We start from the raw sequence: 16612 nt of genomic DNA, 5'->3' as shown, positions 1-16612 counted from the left end.
ACGAGCATGAGGCGTCTGTTCTGGCTGGGTATCGGGCTGGCCGTCGGGGTGGTGGTGGTCCGCAAGGCGACCCAGGCCGCGCATGCGTACACCCCGGCCGGCATCGCCGACAACCTGTCACAATCCGCTGGCGGGCTGGTCGAGGAGCTGCGTAGCTTCGTGGCGGACGTACGCGCCGGGATGGCCGAGCGGGAGCAGGAGATCCACGAGGCGTTCGCCCAGGGTGAGGCGTTCGACGACCAGTTCGCCGAGCTGCGGGAGGACCCGCGGATCGGCGATCGAGAAATCTTTCCGGAGGAACACCAGCGATGAAGACGGCGGAGATCAAGCGGCGGTTTCTCGCCCATTTCGAGGCGAACGGTCATGCCGTGGTGCCGTCCGCTCCGCTGCCCGCCATCAGCGACCCGAACCTGCTGTTCGTCAACGCCGGCATGGTGCAGTTCGTCCCCTACTTCCTGGGCCAGCAGACCCCGCCGTACCCGCGGGCGGTCAGCGTGCAGAAGTGCATCCGTACCCCGGACATCGACGAGGTCGGCAAGACCAGTCGGCACGGCACGTTCTTCCAGATGAACGGCAACTTCTCCTTCGGTGACTACTTCAAGGACGGGGCGATCCCGTTCGCCTGGGACCTGGCCACCAAGTCCGTCGAGGCGGGGGGCTTCGGGCTGGACCCGGAGCGGATTTGGGCGACGGTCTACCTGGACGACGACGAGGCGCGCGACATCTGGCTGCGCACCGGGGTGCCGGCAGAGCGGATCGTGCGTCGGGGCAAGAAGGACAACTTCTGGTCGATGGGCATCCCCGGCCCGGCCGGCCCCTGCTCGGAGCTGTACTACGACCGGGGCCCGGAGTACGGCCTGGAAGGCGGCCCGGAGGTCGACGAGGACCGGTACCTGGAGTTCTGGAACCTGGTCTTCATGCAGTACGAGATCGCGGACGTCCGGAGCAAGGAGGAGTTCCGGATCGTCGGCGAGCTGCCGAAGAAGAACATCGACACCGGCATGGGCCTGGAGCGGATGGCCTCCATCCTCCAGGGGGTCGACAACCTCTACGAGATCGACGAGGTCCGGCCGATCCTGGAGCGGGCGGCCGAGCTGACCGGCAAGCGCTACGGCGCCCACTCCGGCCAGGCGGCCAACCAGTCCCACCCGGACGACGTACGGCTGCGGGTGGTCGCCGACCACGTGCGGACCGCCCTGATGCTCATCGGTGACGGGGTGACCCCCTCCAACGAGGGCCGGGGGTACGTGCTGCGGCGGATCATGCGCCGGGCCATCCGGTCGGTGCGACTGCTCGGCTGGCAGGACCGGGCCCTGCCCGAGCTGCTGCCGGTGGCCCGGGACTGCATGGCCCCCTCCTACCCGGAGCTGGCCACGGACTTCGACCGGATCTCGGCGTACGCGTACGCCGAGGAGGACGCCTTCCTCGCCACCCTGCGGGCCGGCACCACGATCCTGGACACCGCGATCACGGAGACGAAGTCGGCCGGCAATCCGGCGCTTTCCGGAGCCAAGGCGTTCCAGCTGCACGACACCTACGGCTTCCCGATCGACCTGACCCTGGAGATCGCCGCCGAGCAGGGGCTCGACGTCGACCGGGAGGGTTTCCGCCGGCTGATGGCCGACCAGCGGGCCCGGGCCAAGGCCGACGCGCAGGCCCGCAAGACCGGGCACACCGACCTGTCGGCGTACCGGTCCGTGCTCGACTCCGGGGGCCCGGTGACCTTCACCGGCTACACCGAGACGGCCCGGGAGTCGACCGTACGGGCGGTGCTCGGCACGGACGGCCCGCGTGCGGCCGCGGTCGAGGGCGACCTGGTGGAGCTGGTGCTGGACACCACCCCCTTCTACGCCGAGGGCGGTGGGCAGCAGCCCGACCTGGGCATGATCACCGTGGGCGGCGGGCAGGTCGAGGTGCTCGACGTGCAGCAGCCGGTGCCCGGTCTGATCGTGCACCGGGCCCGGGTGATCCGGGGTGAGGTGCGGGCCGGGGAGACCGGGTACGCCGAGATCGACACCAGTCGGCGGCGGGCCATCTCCCGGTCGCACACCGCCACCCACCTGGTGCACCAGACCATGCGCAACTTCCTCGGCGAGTCCGCCACCCAGGCCGGTTCGCTGAACGCCCCGGGTCGGCTGCGGTTCGACTTCAATACCGCCACCGGGGTGGCCCCTAGCGTGCTGCGGGACGTGGAGCAGCAGGTCAACGAGGTGCTCCTGGCCGACCTGGAGGTGCACGCCTTCGTCACCTCGCTGGACGAGGCCCGCCGCATCGGGGCGATGGCCCTGTTCGGCGAGAAGTACGGCGAGCAGGTCCGGGTGGTAGAGGTCGGTGACTACGCCCGGGAGCTGTGCGGCGGCACCCACGTGTCCCGTTCCGGTCAGCTCGGCCTGGTGAAGATCCTCTCGGAGTCCTCCATCGGGTCCGGGGTCCGCCGGGTCGAGGCGCTGGTCGGCATGGACGCCTTCAACTTCCTGGCCCGGGAGCACCTGCTGGTGGCCCGCCTGGCCGAGCTGTACCGGGTCCCCTCCGAGCAGGTGGCCGACCGGGTCGAGCAGACCGTCACCCAGCTGCGCGACGCGGAGAAGGAGCTGGAGAAGCTGCGCGCCCAGCTGGTGCTCGGGGGTGCGGCGGCCTTCGCCGCCCAGGCCAAGGACGTCCGCGGGGTCGCCTACGTCGGCATCGAGGCGCCGGAGGGTGCGGCCGGCAACGACGTACGCACCCTGGCCCAGGAGATCCGTGGCCGGATCGATCCGGCCCGGCCGGGGGTGGTCGCGGTGGCGGCCCGCTCCGGCGGCAAGGCCTCCCTGGTGGTGTCGGTCAATCCCGCCGCCCGTGGGCGGGGGCTGGCCGCCAACGACCTGGTCAAGGCGGCGTTCTCCGGTCGTGGTGGGGGCAGCCCGGATCTGGCTCAGGGCGGTGGCCTGCCCGAGTCGGAGGTGCCGACCCTGCTGATGACGGTCGAGAAGGCGATCGCCGAGGCGTGAGTCATCGGCACAGCGGGCCAGGGCGGACCGGTGGGTCCGCCCTGGCCTCTTTCTACCCAGAGGTGACTTTCGGTGACTGAGCTGTCCCGTGGTGTGCGGCTGGGGGTGGACGTCGGCCAGGTCCGCATCGGGGTCTCCCGGTCCGACCCGCACGGGGTGCTGGCCACCCCGCTGGTCACGGTCGCCCGGGAGCAGAATCCCAGGCCGGACGCGGTGTCGAGCGATCTTGCCCAGCTCGCCGCGTTGGTCGTCGAGCACGAGGCCGTGGAGGTGGTGGTGGGCCTTCCGGTCAACCTCGCCGGTCGACATGGGCCCGCAGCCGAGCACGTCAAGGCGTACGCTCGACAACTGGCCGAGGTGATATCGCCTGTCCCGGTGACGTTGACCGACGAGAGGATGTCCACGGTCGTGGCGAGTCGTAGGCTGGCCGAACGAGGTGTCCGGGGGAAGAAGCAACGTGCGGTGGTCGACCAGGCCGCCGCGGTGGAGATTCTGCAGAGCTGGCTGGACACGCAGCGGAGGCGGACGTAGATGTTTGACGAGCTGGACCTCGGTCACGACGAGCAGGATCGGGGGGACAAGGGCAAGCACCGCCGAGGTCGTAAGCGGGACGGTCGCTCCGGCGGGGGCCGAGGCAGGACGGCACTGGCCCTGTTGCTGGCCCTGGTGCTGCTCGGCGGCATCGGCGGCGGTGCCTTCTACGGTTTCGACCGGATCCAGAACTACTTCGTCACCCCCGACTACGACGGCGCGGGCGCCGAGGAGGTGACGATCCAGATCCCGCAGGGCGCCTTCCTGGCCGACATGGCCGTGGTGCTCCGCGACGCGGACGTGATCAAGAGCACCAAGGCGTTCATCGAGGCCGCCGAGAAGAACTCCCGCAGCCGCAACATCCAGTCGGGCACCTACAAGCTGCGCAAGCAGATGAGTGGTGAGCTGGCCCTGGCCGCGATGCTCGACCCGGCCAACCGAATCGTCAACGGGATCACCATCCCCGAGGGACGCACCGCCAAGAGCATCTTCAAACTGCTCAGCGACAAGACCGACATCCCGGTCAAGGAGTTCGAGGCCGCCGCGAAGGACCCGGAGAAGCTCGGCGTACCGGACTGGTGGTTCAAGCGGGAGGACGGCAAGAAGGCCAAGAAGTCCATCGAGGGCTTCCTCTTCCCGGACACCTACGAGATCCCGCCGAACTCCACCGCCGAGACCATCCTCGGGCAGATGGTCGACCACTTCCTGACCGTCACCGGGGAGATGGAGTTCGCCGACCGGGTGCAGAAGGAACGCGGCGGGATCAGCCCGTACGAGGCGTTGATCGTGGCGTCGCTCGCCCAGGCCGAGGCCGGCACCAAGAAGGATCTCGGCAAGGTCGCCCGGGTCGCCTACAACCGGGTCTACTCGGAGACCTTCCCCTGCGGTTGCCTGGAGATGGACGTCACGGTCAACTACTACTTCGAGTCGATCGGTCAGGAGGGCAAGACCTCCGGCCAGATGACCGCGGCCGACCTCGACAACCCGAAGAACCCGTACAACCGCAAGCTGCGCGGCATGATCCCGACCCCGATCAACAATCCGGGCAAGGAGGCCCTCGAAGGTGCGATGGCCCCGCCGAACGGCGACTGGCTCTTCTTCGTGGCGATCGACAAGGCGGGCAACTCCGCCTTCACGAAGGACTACAACCAGCACCTGAGGAACATCGATAAGGCCAAGGAGGCCGGCGTCCTGTGACGAGCCGGCCTCCGCACGGCGTGGCGGTGGTCAGGCCAGGTCGATCGTGGCAGTGGTGTCGGACGCGTCGATGGTGAAGTGCGTGGTGCGCTCACCAGCCGAGACGGTGTAGTCGCCGAGGAAGCCGGCGACGGTGATCATGCCGTCCGGGTCGGTGCGCATCGGGGTCGGGGGTAGCCACCACTCGCCCTTGATCAGGGCTTCGAGGGCGTCGTACGACGGCTTGCGGCTGCCGTCGGAACGAACGAGGCCGGCGGGGGCACCCAACCACGCGCCCCGGTCGGTGAGTCCCCAGTAGTTGACCGCCTGCACGGCGGGGTGGGCGAGCAGGGACCGGTAGTGCCGGACGATCTCCTCGGCCTGCCGGGCCTCGCCTTCGGGGGTGCTCGGCCACTGCGGGATCTGGTAGTCGTTCAGGTCCTCGATCTCCGGCGGCATGAGGTGGCCGGAGACCAGCGTGGTCTCGGTCAGGTGCAGCGGCAGGCCGTAGCGGGCGAACCGGTCGAGCATCTCGTGCGTGTACTCCTCGCCCCGGTACCCCTGGTGCATGTGGGTCTGCAGGCCGATCGCGTCGAGGCGGACGCCGGCTTCGAGGACGCCCTCGATCAGGCACTCGTAGGCCGAGCTGAGGTCGAAGTCGTTGAGCACCAGGGTCGCCGCCGGGTTGGCCGCACGGGCCTCCTCGAACGCCATCCGCACCATGTGGATCCGGCCCCGGGCCCGGGCCAGGTCAGTGATGGCGTTGTCCCCGTTGCCGAAGACGGGCATGATGACCGCCTCGTTGATCGCGTCCCAGGTGTCGATCAGACCGGCGAACCCACCGACCAGGTCGCGGATCCGGGCCCGTTGCAGCGCCTCGACCTCGTCGAGGTCGAGGCCGAGCAGCCACGGCGGCTGCACGGTGTGCCAGACCAGCGGGTGGCCCTTGACCGTCACGCCGTGACCGGCCAGCCAGCGGGCGGTCCTGGTCAGCCGCTCGGTGTCGGGTGCGCCGCGTCGTGGCTCGTAACTACCCCAGTAGAACGGCAGCGTGGCGGTGTTGAAGAGGTGCAGCCACAGGTCGCCGAGCCGGTCGAGATCCGAGGAATCCGTGCCGCCGAAGGGCTGGGCGATCTCGGGGCCGGGACCGCCGACCAGGTCGACGAAGTCGAAACCGATGTTGCCGAAGGCGAAGGCGTGCCGCCGCTGCTCGACCGTCACGACCTGCTCGGCGAGCACCCGCCGATCCGGCCCGCGCACGGTAAGTGTGGTCTTTCCGGTGCGGTGTCGCAGTCTGCTGTCGGACATTGTTGGATGTTAGGTGACAGTCGTCCCTGCGGTGGAGGAGCCTCGTTGGCGGTCTCGGTGCACAAGGCGGCGGTGGTGGGCAAGCCGATCGCGCACTCGCTCTCCCCGGTGATCCACAATGCCGGCTACGCCGCCGCCGGGCTCGACGGGTGGTCGTACACCCGGATCGAGTGTTCGGCGGCCCAGCTGGCGGATCTGGTCGCGGGCCTGGGCCCGGAGTGGGCCGGGTTGTCGGTCACCATGCCTGGCAAGGAGGCGGCGCTCGCGGTGGCCGCCGAGGCCTCGCCGGCCGCCGCCGCCGTCGGCGCGGCCAACACGTTGGTACGCCGACCCGACGGTTCCTGGTACGCCGACAACACCGACGTCACCGGCATGGTCGAGGTGTTGACCGAGGCGGGGGTGAGTCCCGGTGCCACGGTCACCGTGCTGGGGGCCGGTGGCACCGCCCGGGCGGCCCTGGCGGCGGCGGCCCGGTTGCGGGCGGCCGGGGTCACCCTGGTCGCCCGCCGGCCGGAGGCGGTGGCCGAACTGGCACCGGTGGCGCACACCCTGGGTCTGGCCCTGACGGCCGCGCCCTGGCCGCAGGCGGCGACCCTGACGGACGCCGAGGTGTGGATCTCCACTGTGCCCAAGGGGGCCGCCGACGAGTTGGCCGACACGGTGGCCTGGCGTCCCACCACGGTCCTCTTCGACGCCATCTACGATCCCTGGCCCACCCCACTGGCCGCCTCGGCCGCCGCCGCCGGCTGCCGCATCGTCTCCGGTCTGGATCTGTTGCTGGCACAGGCGATCGGCCAGTTCGAGCACTTCACCGGGGTGCCGGCCCCGCGGGCGGCGATGGCCGCCGCCCTGGCCGCCGTCCGCGCGGACCATTCCTGAACCGGACCGGGGGCGCGGTGTGGCCCGGTCCGGTCCCCCGAAATTGAAGGTGATCACGCAGCGGAAGCACCTTCCTGGGTGGAGTCTTAGGTAAGGGTTAAGACGCGCTTAGGTCCCCCTGTCATGCCCATGCTCTGTGGTGTACACCGATACGCTGCTCAGCGTTACCGCCGCAGACGCAAGGAGTTCTTCGTGACCAGGCGTGGACTGCATCGGCTCATCCGGCACCCCGGTCCTCGGCGCAAGGCCGTTGTCCTAGGTGCCCTCGGCATCACGGTCGTGCTCGGACTCACCGCGACCATGGTGCCCCTGCTGGCCGACGACAACCTGTCCATCCCGGTGGTCGCCGACACCACGGCCACCTCGGTGGTGCAGGACGGGGACAACAGTGTCAAGACGACCCTGGCGACCTGCCCGGCCCGCTGCGACGGGAACACCCGTGGTGGCCGGGAGGCCGTGCTCGCCTTCATGGTCACCTCCCTGCCGAAGAACGCCACAAACGTCCGGGCGACCCTGCGGGTGCACACCTGGCAGGCCTTCAAGGCCACGGTCACCGCACACGCCTCGAATCTGGACGCCACCGCGCAGCGGCCCGCGCCGCAGCGGGCGGGTACGGTCCTGGACACCCTGACCGGGGTGGGCAAGGGCTTCAACGAGTGGGACGTCTCCGGGCTGGTCACCGGTAACGGCATCTGGACGTTGTCGCTGGCCCAGGTCGGGTTGGACACCCGCATCTACTGGGCCTCGGCGGAGAACCGCAACGCGGATCTGCGGCCCAACCTGGTGGTGACCTACGACCTGGCCGCCCGTCCGCCGTCGGCGCCGCCGAGCGCCACCCTGCCGGCCACCCCGGCACCGACGGCCACGGTCGCGCCGAGCGCCTCGCCCAGCGTGTCGCCCAGCCGGGCGCCGAGTCCCACCCCGTCGGCTCCGAGCACCACCCGACCCCCGGCCGACTCCGGCAAGTGTGGACAGGTCTCGGAGAAGCTGGTGCCCTCCTGTGGGGCCTGGTGGGGGATGTACTCACCGACCAACCCCCAGACCTGGGACCACGGTAGGGCCATCACCGATGTCGAGGCCCAGGTGGGTCGCAAGTTCGACATCGTGCACCGGTACCACGACTTCTCCAACAACGGCAGCAACGGCGCCTTCCCGGACACGTACCAGCAGCAGCAGATGCGTGAGGGTCGGCTGATGTTCTTCGCCTGGGAGAGCCGGGTGTTCTCCCAGGGCACGGTGCTGACCTGGAAGGACGTGTACAGCGGCCGGTACGACGAGACCATCGACGCGGTCGCCGGGCGGATCCGGGCGGTCGGGCAGCCGGTCTTCATCGGCTTCGACCACGAGCCGGAGGACGAGCCGGCCAAGGGCAGTGACGCCGACTTCGTCAAGGCCTGGCGGTACGTGCACGACCGGTTCGGCGCGGCCGGCGTACGCAACGCGGTCTGGGTGTGGACGATGATGGGCTGGTCCGGGCACTACGACCGGTATGCCGGGCTCTACCCCGGTGACCGGTATGTCGACTGGGTGGCCTGGGACCCGTACAACTTCCACGTCTGCAACGGCAGCACGGTCTGGAAGAGCCCGAGCACCACCATCGGATCCTTCTACCGCTGGCTGGACGAGAAGGGCATCGGTGCGGGCAAGCCGCGGATGCTGGCCGAGTTCGGTACGAACTTCGACGCGGCGGATCCGAATGCCAAGCGGCGGTGGTTCGAGGAGTTCCCGGCGGCGTTGAAGGCCCACCCCAAGATCAAGGCAGCGATCTACTTCAATTCGCCCGGCGTGACGACCACGACCAAGACCTGCAACATGACGATGAATCACGACGCGGCATCGCTGGCCGGATTCACCGCCGCCGGGCGGGACAGCTACCTCCGGCAGCCCACGGGAGGGAGCCGCTGACCGCGACCGGACAGCCGTTTGCGACACTCGGTGGCTGCTGAAGCCCCTCGCGTCGCTACTGTCCGACAACCGATGCACCGACCGCCCAATCGGCGGATGTCGCCCTGCTGGGTGGACGCGAGAGGCTACCGGCGCTATCCCGTCCACCCTGGAGGCGAAGCGTGCCCACAATCTCCTTCCAGCGGCATCCCACCCGTAGCCGTAGAGCACGGGTCGGAGCCGTAGCGTTGGTAACTCTCGCGGCCGTACTGGCCGTGCCGAAGGCGGCCGAAGCGGCCGTACTGCCCGTACCGGAAACCGGCACCCTGGTGTCGACGAATCCGGTAGACCAGACCCCGCACGCCCGTGACGGTGAGGCCCGCGCCTTCGCCGAGGTGGGCGACGACGTGTTCGTGGGTGGCAACTTCACCCAGATCCGGCAGACCGCCAGTTCTCCCTGGATCACCCAGCGTTACCTGTTCGCCTACAACCGCAGCACCGGCACCATCAACGCCACCTTCGTGCCGGACCTGGACGGCGCGGTCAACTCCCTGATCGCCGGGCCGGGCGGCACGCTGATCGTCGGTGGGACCTTCAAGAACGTCAACGGGGTGTCGCGTCGGAACCTGGTCGCCCTGGACCCGGCCACCGGCGAGACCATCGCCAGCTGGGTCGGCCGTTCCGACGGCGGCATGATCCGCGACATGGTGCTGCACGGCAACGACCTCTACCTGGCCGGTGCCTTCAACTGGATCAACGGCACGGCGCACTCCGGCATCGCCCGGATCAACGCCAGCACCGGTGCGATCGACCCGACCTTCAACGTCAACGCCACGGTCGGTCGGCACGGCACCAGTTCGTACGCCTGGACCATCGACATCACCCCGGACGGCAGCACCCTGGCCGTCGGCGGCAACTTCATGTTCGTCGACGACCTGCCCCGCAACCAGATGGTGCTGATCGACCTGACCGGCACCCCCAGCGTCATCGACTGGAGCACGGAGAGGTTCGTGTCGCCGTGCGGGGCGCCGACCACCTTCGTGCACTACGTACAGGACCTGCGCTTCGGTGGGGACGGCAGCTGGTTCGTCGTCGGCACCAACGGTGGCACCGGCTGGCCGGCCGCCTACTGCGACGCTCTGGTCCGGTTCGAGACCGCCAACCGGGGACCCAACCAGGTGGGCACCTGGGTCAACTACACCGGAAACGACACCATCACCTCGGTCGAGGTGGCCGACAACATCATCTACCTGGGCGGGCACTTCCGCTGGCTGAACAACCCCAACGCCAGCGACCGGGCCGGCGCCGGTGCGGTCGACCGGCTGGGTATCGGCGCGGTCACCCCGGCCACCGGCATGCCGGTCAACTGGAACCCCGGTCGCCGGGGCGGCAACGCCCTGCCTTCAGGGGCCAGCAACTGGGGCTCGCAGGTGCCGGTGATCTGGCGGGGCAGCACCGGTCTGTACTTCGGGCACAACTCCGACGGCATGGCCAACGAGTACCACGGTCGACTGGGCATGTTCCCGATCGCCGGTGGTCGGACGATCACTCCGCGGAACCCGTCGGCGGCCAGCTCCGGCAACCTGTACCTGGGTGTCACCGCGGGCGAGTTGCAGCGGGTGCCGTTCGACGGCACCACCGTCGGCACCCCGACCACGGTCAGCCAGCCCAACTACACCGGTGCCGGCGCGACCTGGGGTCTGGGGGACCGGATCTACTGGTCGCGGACCGTCCCCGGCAGCCCCACCGGCAGCCGGATCGACATCTCGATGTTCAACGGCGGCAATGTCGGGGTCCCGTGGGAGGCCTCCGGTTTCAACGACTGGTACAACCCGGCGAACCTGACCGGCGCCTTCTTCCTCGACGGTCGCCTCTACTACACCCGTACCGGGGCCAACGGGCTCTACTACCGGTACTTCGAGGTGGACGGCAACTACCTGGGCGCCACCGAGTTCAGCCTGCCGACCACGGGCGTGACCTGGTCGGCGGTGCGGGGGCTGGCCTGGGTCGACGGCAAGATCGTGTACGGTCACACCGACGGCAGTCTGCGCAGCGTGCCGTTCGACCCGACGGCCGCGCCCGCGGTCAACGGTGCGAACATCACGGTGCTGGCCACGACTGCGGACGGGCTGTCCTGGTCGATCCCCCGAATGTTCTTCGCGGTGCAGTAGGGGTGTACCCGTTGTAGCAGAAGGTCGGTAACTTGTTCAGGTCGGGCCGGCGGCGGATTCCGTCGCCGGCCCGAGCGTCGGGCGGAGCTGTCTCGCGGGCCGCTGCACCCGCGATGCTCCTTTTCGACAACGTAGCGACGGTGGCGTTCATGACTGATGCACAGCCCGGCGGTTGGTCCGGCGGTACGGTTGCGGCTCGTACGGTCACACTGACCGATATGTTGCGGGTTCCGCTGCACCGGATCCGGCTGGTGGCCGCGGTGGCGGTGCTGGGCCTGCTGGCGGCGCTCGGGTACGTCCTGCTGGTGCCGGGCGCGGTCAGTGCGAGCGCGGTGGTAGCGGTCCGTCCGGTGGTCACGGACGCCTTCACCCCCAGCGGGGCGGCGGCCGACCGGGCGGTGAACATGAACGTGGAGAGCGGCATCGCCACCGGCACGGAGGTGGTCCAGCGGCTGGCCGACGCGGGTGACCTGCATCCCCGTGAGGTGCGCAACGCCCTGGAGGTGGAGGTACCCGCCGGGGGGCAGATCCTGCGTTTCACCTTCACCGCGAACTCCCCCGAGGCGGCGGTGTCCAGTGCCAACCTGGCCGCCCAGTCATACCTGGAAGTGCGCCGGGCGATGTACGAACGGCAGCGCGAGGAGATGCTGCGTTCCTACGACGAGAGCATCGAGAAGGTCGCCGCCCAGCAGACCGCCCTGCAGAAGCGGGTGGCCAACGCCCGCGACGGGGCCCGGGACGCGGCCGTCGCCGAGCTCGCCGGCGTGAACAACCAGTTGACCCAGCTCAGCTCGGCCCGTACCGAGATCGCCGCGGTCGACGTCAATCCGGGCTGGGTGACCCAGACCGCGGAGAAGGCCCTGGTCTCCGCCGGTGGGCGGGGTCCGCTCTACCTGGCGGCGGGGCTGCTGGGTGGGCTGCTGTTCGGTGTCGTGCTGGCCTTCGTCTGGGAGTCCATGGACCGGCGGATCCGTTCGGTCGACGACGGGCGGGACGCCACCGGCCTGCCGCTGCTGGGCACGGTACGGGGGCAGGGGCTGTTCGGCCGGCGCCGACCGGTGGACGCCGACATCCGCTATGTGGCGATGGCCATCGCGGAGCGGGTCCGCGAACCGGCCCGGGTGGCCCTGCTGACGACCCGGGAGGATCAGACCACCCTCACCGCCGGTCTGGCGGTGGCCCTGGCGGCCACCGGCCGGGAGGTCTACGTGGCCGACGACAGCGGCCGGCTGGACCGGTTGCGGGCGACCGTGATGACGGACCGGGGTCGGCTGCCGGCCGCGGTCAACCAGGCCCGACCCACCATCCCCAAGCCCCGCCCGGACGGCACCGGCCCCATCGACGACATCACCGAGCAGATCGCGGTACGCCGTCCCTCCCCGCATCCCAACCCGGCCCGGCCCGGCACCGACCCGGAGGCGACCATGATGCTGCCCCGGATGAGCGGTGGCCCGGTGACCGCGAAGAGTCCGGTGGCCGAGCACCCCGACGAGGTGCCGGTGGGCGGCGGTGGGGTCCGCTTCGGCACCTGGCGACAGCGGGCCGCCAAGGGGCTGGTGCTGTTCAACGCCCCCCCGGCCGAGGCAGACGAGCGTGGCGTGGCCGCCGCCCGGCAGGGCACCGCGGTCGTGGTGGTCGAGCAGGACCGGACGAAGCAGGACGATCTGCGCCGTCTGGCGGAGCGACTGCGGGCCGCCGGAGTGGCCCCGCTGGGATTCGTGCTGACCCGCAGCGGCCGGGGGTGAGCGGTGCCCATCCTCAGCCCGCCGTCGGTCGAGGAGCCGGCCGGCGAGCGACCGGTGGCCCGGCTGGCCGCCCCGATGCTGCCCCGGCTGCCGGTGTGGCCCCTGGTGGTGATGTTCGGGCTGGTGCCGGTCTGGTGGGCGGCCGGAGCCTTCTATCTGGGCTGGTCCCTGCTGGGCGCGGTGCTGCTGGCCCTGCTGCTGGTGCGGGGTCGGGTGCCCCTGCCGCCGGCCACCGGGGTGTGGTTGTTGTTCCTGGCGCTGGTCGTGGTCAGTGCCACCCAACTGACCTCGGTCGGCTCGTTGCTCGCCTTCGGTCTGCGGCTGGGCTTCTACGTGACCGCCCTGGTGGTGGGGGTCTACGTGTACGCGGTGGCGCGGCAGGGCATCGACCTGGCCGCCCTGCTGGTGCCGATCTGCCTGTTCTGGTTCGGGTTGGTCCTGCTCGGCTGGTTGGGGGTGCTGGCGCCCCGGTTCAGCCTCAGCACACCGATGGAGATGCTGCTGCCCGGTGGCGTCTCCGGCAACCCCTACATCCAGGACCTGGTACGGGTCCGGGCCAGCGAGTTCAGTCCCCGCGCACTGAATCCCATCTTCCGGCCCTCGGCGCCGTTCCCGTACACCAACAACTACGGCAGCGCGTACGCGATGACCCTGCCCTGCGTGGTGGCCTTCGTCATGCTCCGTCGGCACGGCCTGCTGCGCTGGGCGTTGATCGTCTCCCTGCCGCTGTCGCTGGCCCCGGCCTTCTTCACCCTCAACCGGACGATGTTCGTCAGCCTAGGGGCGGGTCTGCTGGTGCTCGGGCTGCGGGCCGCCCGGCGCGGCAACGTCCGGGTCGGCGCCTCCGTGGTCGGTGTGCTGCTCATCGGTGGACTGGCCACCCTGTTCATCCCGGTCACCGAGATGATCGACAACCGGGTCGAGTCCAGCGACACCAACAGCGACCGGTTCGCCCTCTACGGGGAGGTGCTGCGGCGGGTGGCGGAGTCACCCTGGCTCGGCTACGGGTCACCGGCCACGGTCGACACGATCAGCGCCCCCGTTCCGGTGGGCACCCAGGGTCAACTGTGGATGGTGCTGTTCTGTCACGGCGTACCGGCGTTGTTGTTCTTTTTGGGGTGGTTCGTGCTCGCGGCGGTGCTCTGCGCCCGGGCCCGGTCGGCGGCCGGGCAGTGGCTGGCGGTGATTCCGGTGGTGTGTCTGGTGCAGATGCCGTTCTACGGCATGGCCAGCCCGAACCTCGCGGTGGCCTTCTTCGCCATCGCCCTCACCATGGCCCTGGTGGAACGGGAGGCCCGACCCTCCGGCCCGGCCCTGCCCCAGCCGTCGGCGGCGCCGGAGGCGGTGGCATGAGCGAGCCGGTCGTCAGGTGCGGCGCGGTGGTCCCGCCGGGCCCCATCCAGTCCAGCGGAAGGCCCTCATGAGCATTCCCGTGCACCCGGCCCCCCAGCCGGCCGGCACCGGCGGACCGGCCCAGGCGGCCGCGGACCGCGACGCCAGCGAGGCCCGCCGGGGCGCCCGCAGTGGCGCCGCCGGGCTGTTCGGTGCCGCCGTCAACGGGCTGATGGGCTTCGTGCTGGTGGTCGTCATCACCCGCGGCTACGGCACGGAGGGGTCCGGGGTCTTCTTCGCCGCGATCGGGGTGGTGACCGTGGCGGCCGCGTTGTGCGTGCTCGGCGCGGAGACCGGACTGATCTGGAGCCTGCCCCGGCGCCGGCTCGGTCCGCAGGGAGACGCCGCCCGGATGCTGCCGGTGGCGCTGATCCCGCCCCTGACGGCCGCCCTGGCGGTGGCCACCCTGGGGATCCTCGCCGCCGAGCCGCTGGCCCGCCGACTGCTCGACGGCGCGGGCGCCGAGGGCGGCGACCTGCTGCGGGTCAGTTTCGCCGCCGTACCGGTGGTCGTGGTGATGACCCTGCTGTTCGCGGTGCTGCGCAGCGTACGGCCGATGCGAGCGTACGTGGCGGTGCAGTCGGTGCTGCTGCCCACCGCCCGACCCCTGCTGATCGCCGCGGCCGTGCTGCTGGCCGGGGGTGGCCTGCTGGCCGGCCTGACCGGCTGGGCGGTGCCGGCGCTGATCGCCCTGCTGGTGACCTTCCTGCTGGTCGCCGGCCCGCTGGGACTGGGCCGGGGGGCCCGGCTGCGGGCCCGGCCCGAGGAGTGGGGCTCCTTCTGGCGGTTCGCCCTGCCCCGGGCCGCCTCGGCGGCGATCGACGCGGGCGCGGTCTGGGTCGGGGTGCTGCTGACCACCATGCTCGCCGGTGCGGCCGAGGCCGGCATCTTCGGCGCGGTCAGCCGCTACATCCTGGCCGGTCAACTCGCCATGCAGGGGCTGCGGGTGGCGGTGGCGCCACAACTGTCCCGGCTGTTCGGCCAGGACCGCCACGACGCGGCCGCCGCCCTGCACCGGCAGTTGACCACCTGGGCCCTGGTGCTGTCCTGGCCGGTGTACCTGCTGCTGGCGGTCTTCGGCGCGGGCTTCCTGGCCCTGTTCGGGTCCGGGTTCGCCGGTGGCGCCACCGCGATGACCGTGCTCGCGCTGGCCATGCTCGTCAACACCGGCGTGGGCAATGTGCAGAGCCTGCTGTTGATGAGCGGGCGCAGCGGGCTGCACCTGGTGGCCACCGTGGCCGGTCTGACGGTCACGGTCTCCCTGGGCCTGCTGCTGATCCCCGCCCACGGGGCCACCGGGGCGGCCTGGGCCTGGGCCGCCGGCATCGTCACGGAGAACCTGACGGCGGTGACCTTCGCCCGGCTGGTCGTCGGCCAGCCCTTGGCCGACCGGGGCATGGTGCGGGCCGCACTGATCACCGCCGGCGGGGTGGGCGCCGCCGCGACCCTCGGTGTGCTGGTCGGCGGCCGGGGCATCGCCGGCCTGGCGGTGGCCCTGGCGGTGCTGGCCGCCGGTTGCGTCGGCTTGCTGACGTTGCCTCGGGTGCGCGCCGGCATCCGGGCGACCATGGTGCAGATCCGTGGCGGGGCGCCCAGCGCCTCGGCACGACCCTCGAAAGGCAGGTGACATCGTCGTGGCGTCCATCCGCGACCGGGTGAAGCAGTTGGTGCCCACCCAGGTGACGAGCCGGGTGCGGGAGGGCCTCGTCGACTACGGGGTACGCACCAGCGACCGTCGGCCGCTGCCGGATTTCCTCATCATCGGCACCAAGCGGGGCGGTACGACCTCGCTGTGGAACTACCTCATCCAGCATCCCCTGGTGCCGCGCCTCTTCCCGGCCTGGAACACCAAGTCCTCGCACTACTTCGAGGAGAACTGGGGCCGGGGCGAGGCCTGGTACCGGTCGCACTTTCCCACCCAGCGGCACCGGGAGGCGCTGGAGAGCCGCCACGGTGGTCCGGTGCGGGTGGGTGAGGCCGCCCCGCTGTACATGTTCCATCCGTTGGCCGCGCAGCGGGTGGCCGCGCTGATGCCCCAGGTGAAGCTGATCGTGTTGCTGCGCGATCCGGTGGAGCGGGCGTACTCGCACTGGAAGGAGCGGCGGACCAACGGGGTGGAGCCGTTGGACTTCGCCGCCGCCCTGGCCGCCGAAGAAGAGCGTACGGCGGGGGAGCGGGAGCGGCTGATCGCCGAGCCGGAGTACTTCAGTGAGCCCTACGACTGGTACACCTACCGGGCCCGGGGCCGCTACCTGGAGCACCTGGAGCCCTGGCTCACCCACTTCGACCGGGGACAACTGCTCTTCCTGCCCAGCGAGGACCTGTACCGCGACGCCCGGGCCACCTACCGGCGCACCCTGGACTTCCTCGGGCTGCCGGCGTACGACCTGCCCGACTTCAAGGTCTACAACGATCGGCGTTCGGCACCCCTGGAACCGGCGCTACGCGCCGAGCTGACGGAGTACTACCGCCCGTACAACGAGGCGTTGCGGCAGCGACTGGGGCTGCACCTGGACTGGCCGGACCAGGTCTCGTGAGG

The 16612-nt window shown here is 70.6% G+C and carries 12 protein-coding genes; 11 read left to right on the top strand and 1 reads right to left on the bottom strand.

The window, feature by feature from the left end:
- Positions 1 to 6: 6 nt before the first annotated feature.
- The 4 genes from ACGFIK_RS15910 to mltG all read left to right on the top strand — a co-directional run bounded on the left by ACGFIK_RS15910 (position 7) and on the right by mltG (position 4715).
- Positions 7 to 312, top strand: coding sequence for a hypothetical protein (locus ACGFIK_RS15910; RefSeq protein ID WP_327026771.1), 306 nt, complete (start codon positions 7 to 9; stop codon positions 310 to 312).
- A complete protein-coding gene (gene alaS / locus ACGFIK_RS15905; protein WP_327026770.1) occupies positions 309 to 2987 on the top strand; it encodes an alanine--tRNA ligase in 2679 nt (892 codons plus the stop codon). The genes ACGFIK_RS15910 and alaS overlap by 4 nt, the downstream gene beginning before the upstream one ends.
- A gap of 72 nt (positions 2988 to 3059) precedes the next feature.
- Positions 3060 to 3518, top strand: a complete 459-nt coding sequence (ruvX, locus tag ACGFIK_RS15900; protein ID WP_327026769.1) for a Holliday junction resolvase RuvX — start codon at positions 3060 to 3062, stop codon at positions 3516 to 3518.
- The gene (gene mltG / locus ACGFIK_RS15895; protein ID WP_327026768.1) at positions 3519 to 4715 is read left to right on the top strand and encodes an endolytic transglycosylase MltG; all 1197 of its coding nucleotides are present in this window, start codon (positions 3519 to 3521) and stop codon (positions 4713 to 4715) included.
- A gap of 30 nt (positions 4716 to 4745) precedes the next feature.
- Here the strand turns inward: mltG and ACGFIK_RS15890 are convergent, their stop codons facing one another.
- Complete coding sequence (locus ACGFIK_RS15890; protein ID WP_393339948.1) at positions 4746 to 6002, bottom strand: endo-1,4-beta-xylanase; 1257 nt, start codon at positions 6000 to 6002, stop codon at positions 4746 to 4748.
- Between the two features lie 45 nt (positions 6003 to 6047).
- On the opposite strand from ACGFIK_RS15890, the gene ACGFIK_RS15885 reads away from it, so the two are divergent.
- From ACGFIK_RS15885 to ACGFIK_RS15855, 7 genes are all read left to right on the top strand, one after another.
- Positions 6048 to 6881, top strand: a complete 834-nt coding sequence (locus ACGFIK_RS15885) for a shikimate dehydrogenase (protein WP_393339945.1) — start codon at positions 6048 to 6050, stop codon at positions 6879 to 6881.
- A 192-nt stretch (positions 6882 to 7073) separates the two neighbouring features.
- On the top strand, positions 7074 to 8786 hold the full coding sequence (locus ACGFIK_RS15880; protein WP_393339942.1) for a glycosyl hydrolase: 1713 nt from the start codon (positions 7074 to 7076) through the stop codon (positions 8784 to 8786).
- A gap of 227 nt (positions 8787 to 9013) precedes the next feature.
- Positions 9014 to 10936, top strand: a complete 1923-nt coding sequence (locus ACGFIK_RS15875; RefSeq protein WP_393339939.1) for a hypothetical protein — start codon at positions 9014 to 9016, stop codon at positions 10934 to 10936.
- A 149-nt stretch (positions 10937 to 11085) separates the two neighbouring features.
- Positions 11086 to 12681 (top strand): lipopolysaccharide biosynthesis protein, encoded by a 1596-nt coding sequence (locus ACGFIK_RS15870; RefSeq protein ID WP_327026763.1) that lies wholly within the window; start codon positions 11086 to 11088, stop codon positions 12679 to 12681.
- Positions 12682 to 12690: 9 nt separating this feature from the next.
- Positions 12691 to 14034, top strand: coding sequence for an O-antigen ligase family protein (locus ACGFIK_RS15865; protein WP_393340161.1), 1344 nt, complete (start codon positions 12691 to 12693; stop codon positions 14032 to 14034).
- Between the two features lie 67 nt (positions 14035 to 14101).
- Positions 14102 to 15700, top strand: a complete 1599-nt coding sequence (locus ACGFIK_RS15860) for a lipopolysaccharide biosynthesis protein (protein ID WP_393339938.1) — start codon at positions 14102 to 14104, stop codon at positions 15698 to 15700.
- Between the two features lie 7 nt (positions 15701 to 15707).
- The gene (locus ACGFIK_RS15855) at positions 15708 to 16610 is read left to right on the top strand and encodes a sulfotransferase domain-containing protein (RefSeq protein WP_327026761.1); all 903 of its coding nucleotides are present in this window, start codon (positions 15708 to 15710) and stop codon (positions 16608 to 16610) included.
- Positions 16611 to 16612: the final 2 nt, after the last annotated feature.

Origin of the sequence: Micromonospora sp. NPDC048871 (assembly GCF_043198155.1) — a bacterium.
In the GTDB taxonomy this organism is placed as follows: domain Bacteria; phylum Actinomycetota; class Actinomycetes; order Mycobacteriales; family Micromonosporaceae; genus Micromonospora.
The sequence above is the reverse complement of the archived record's forward strand: the minus strand, read 5'-3'. Positions and strand labels throughout refer to the sequence as shown.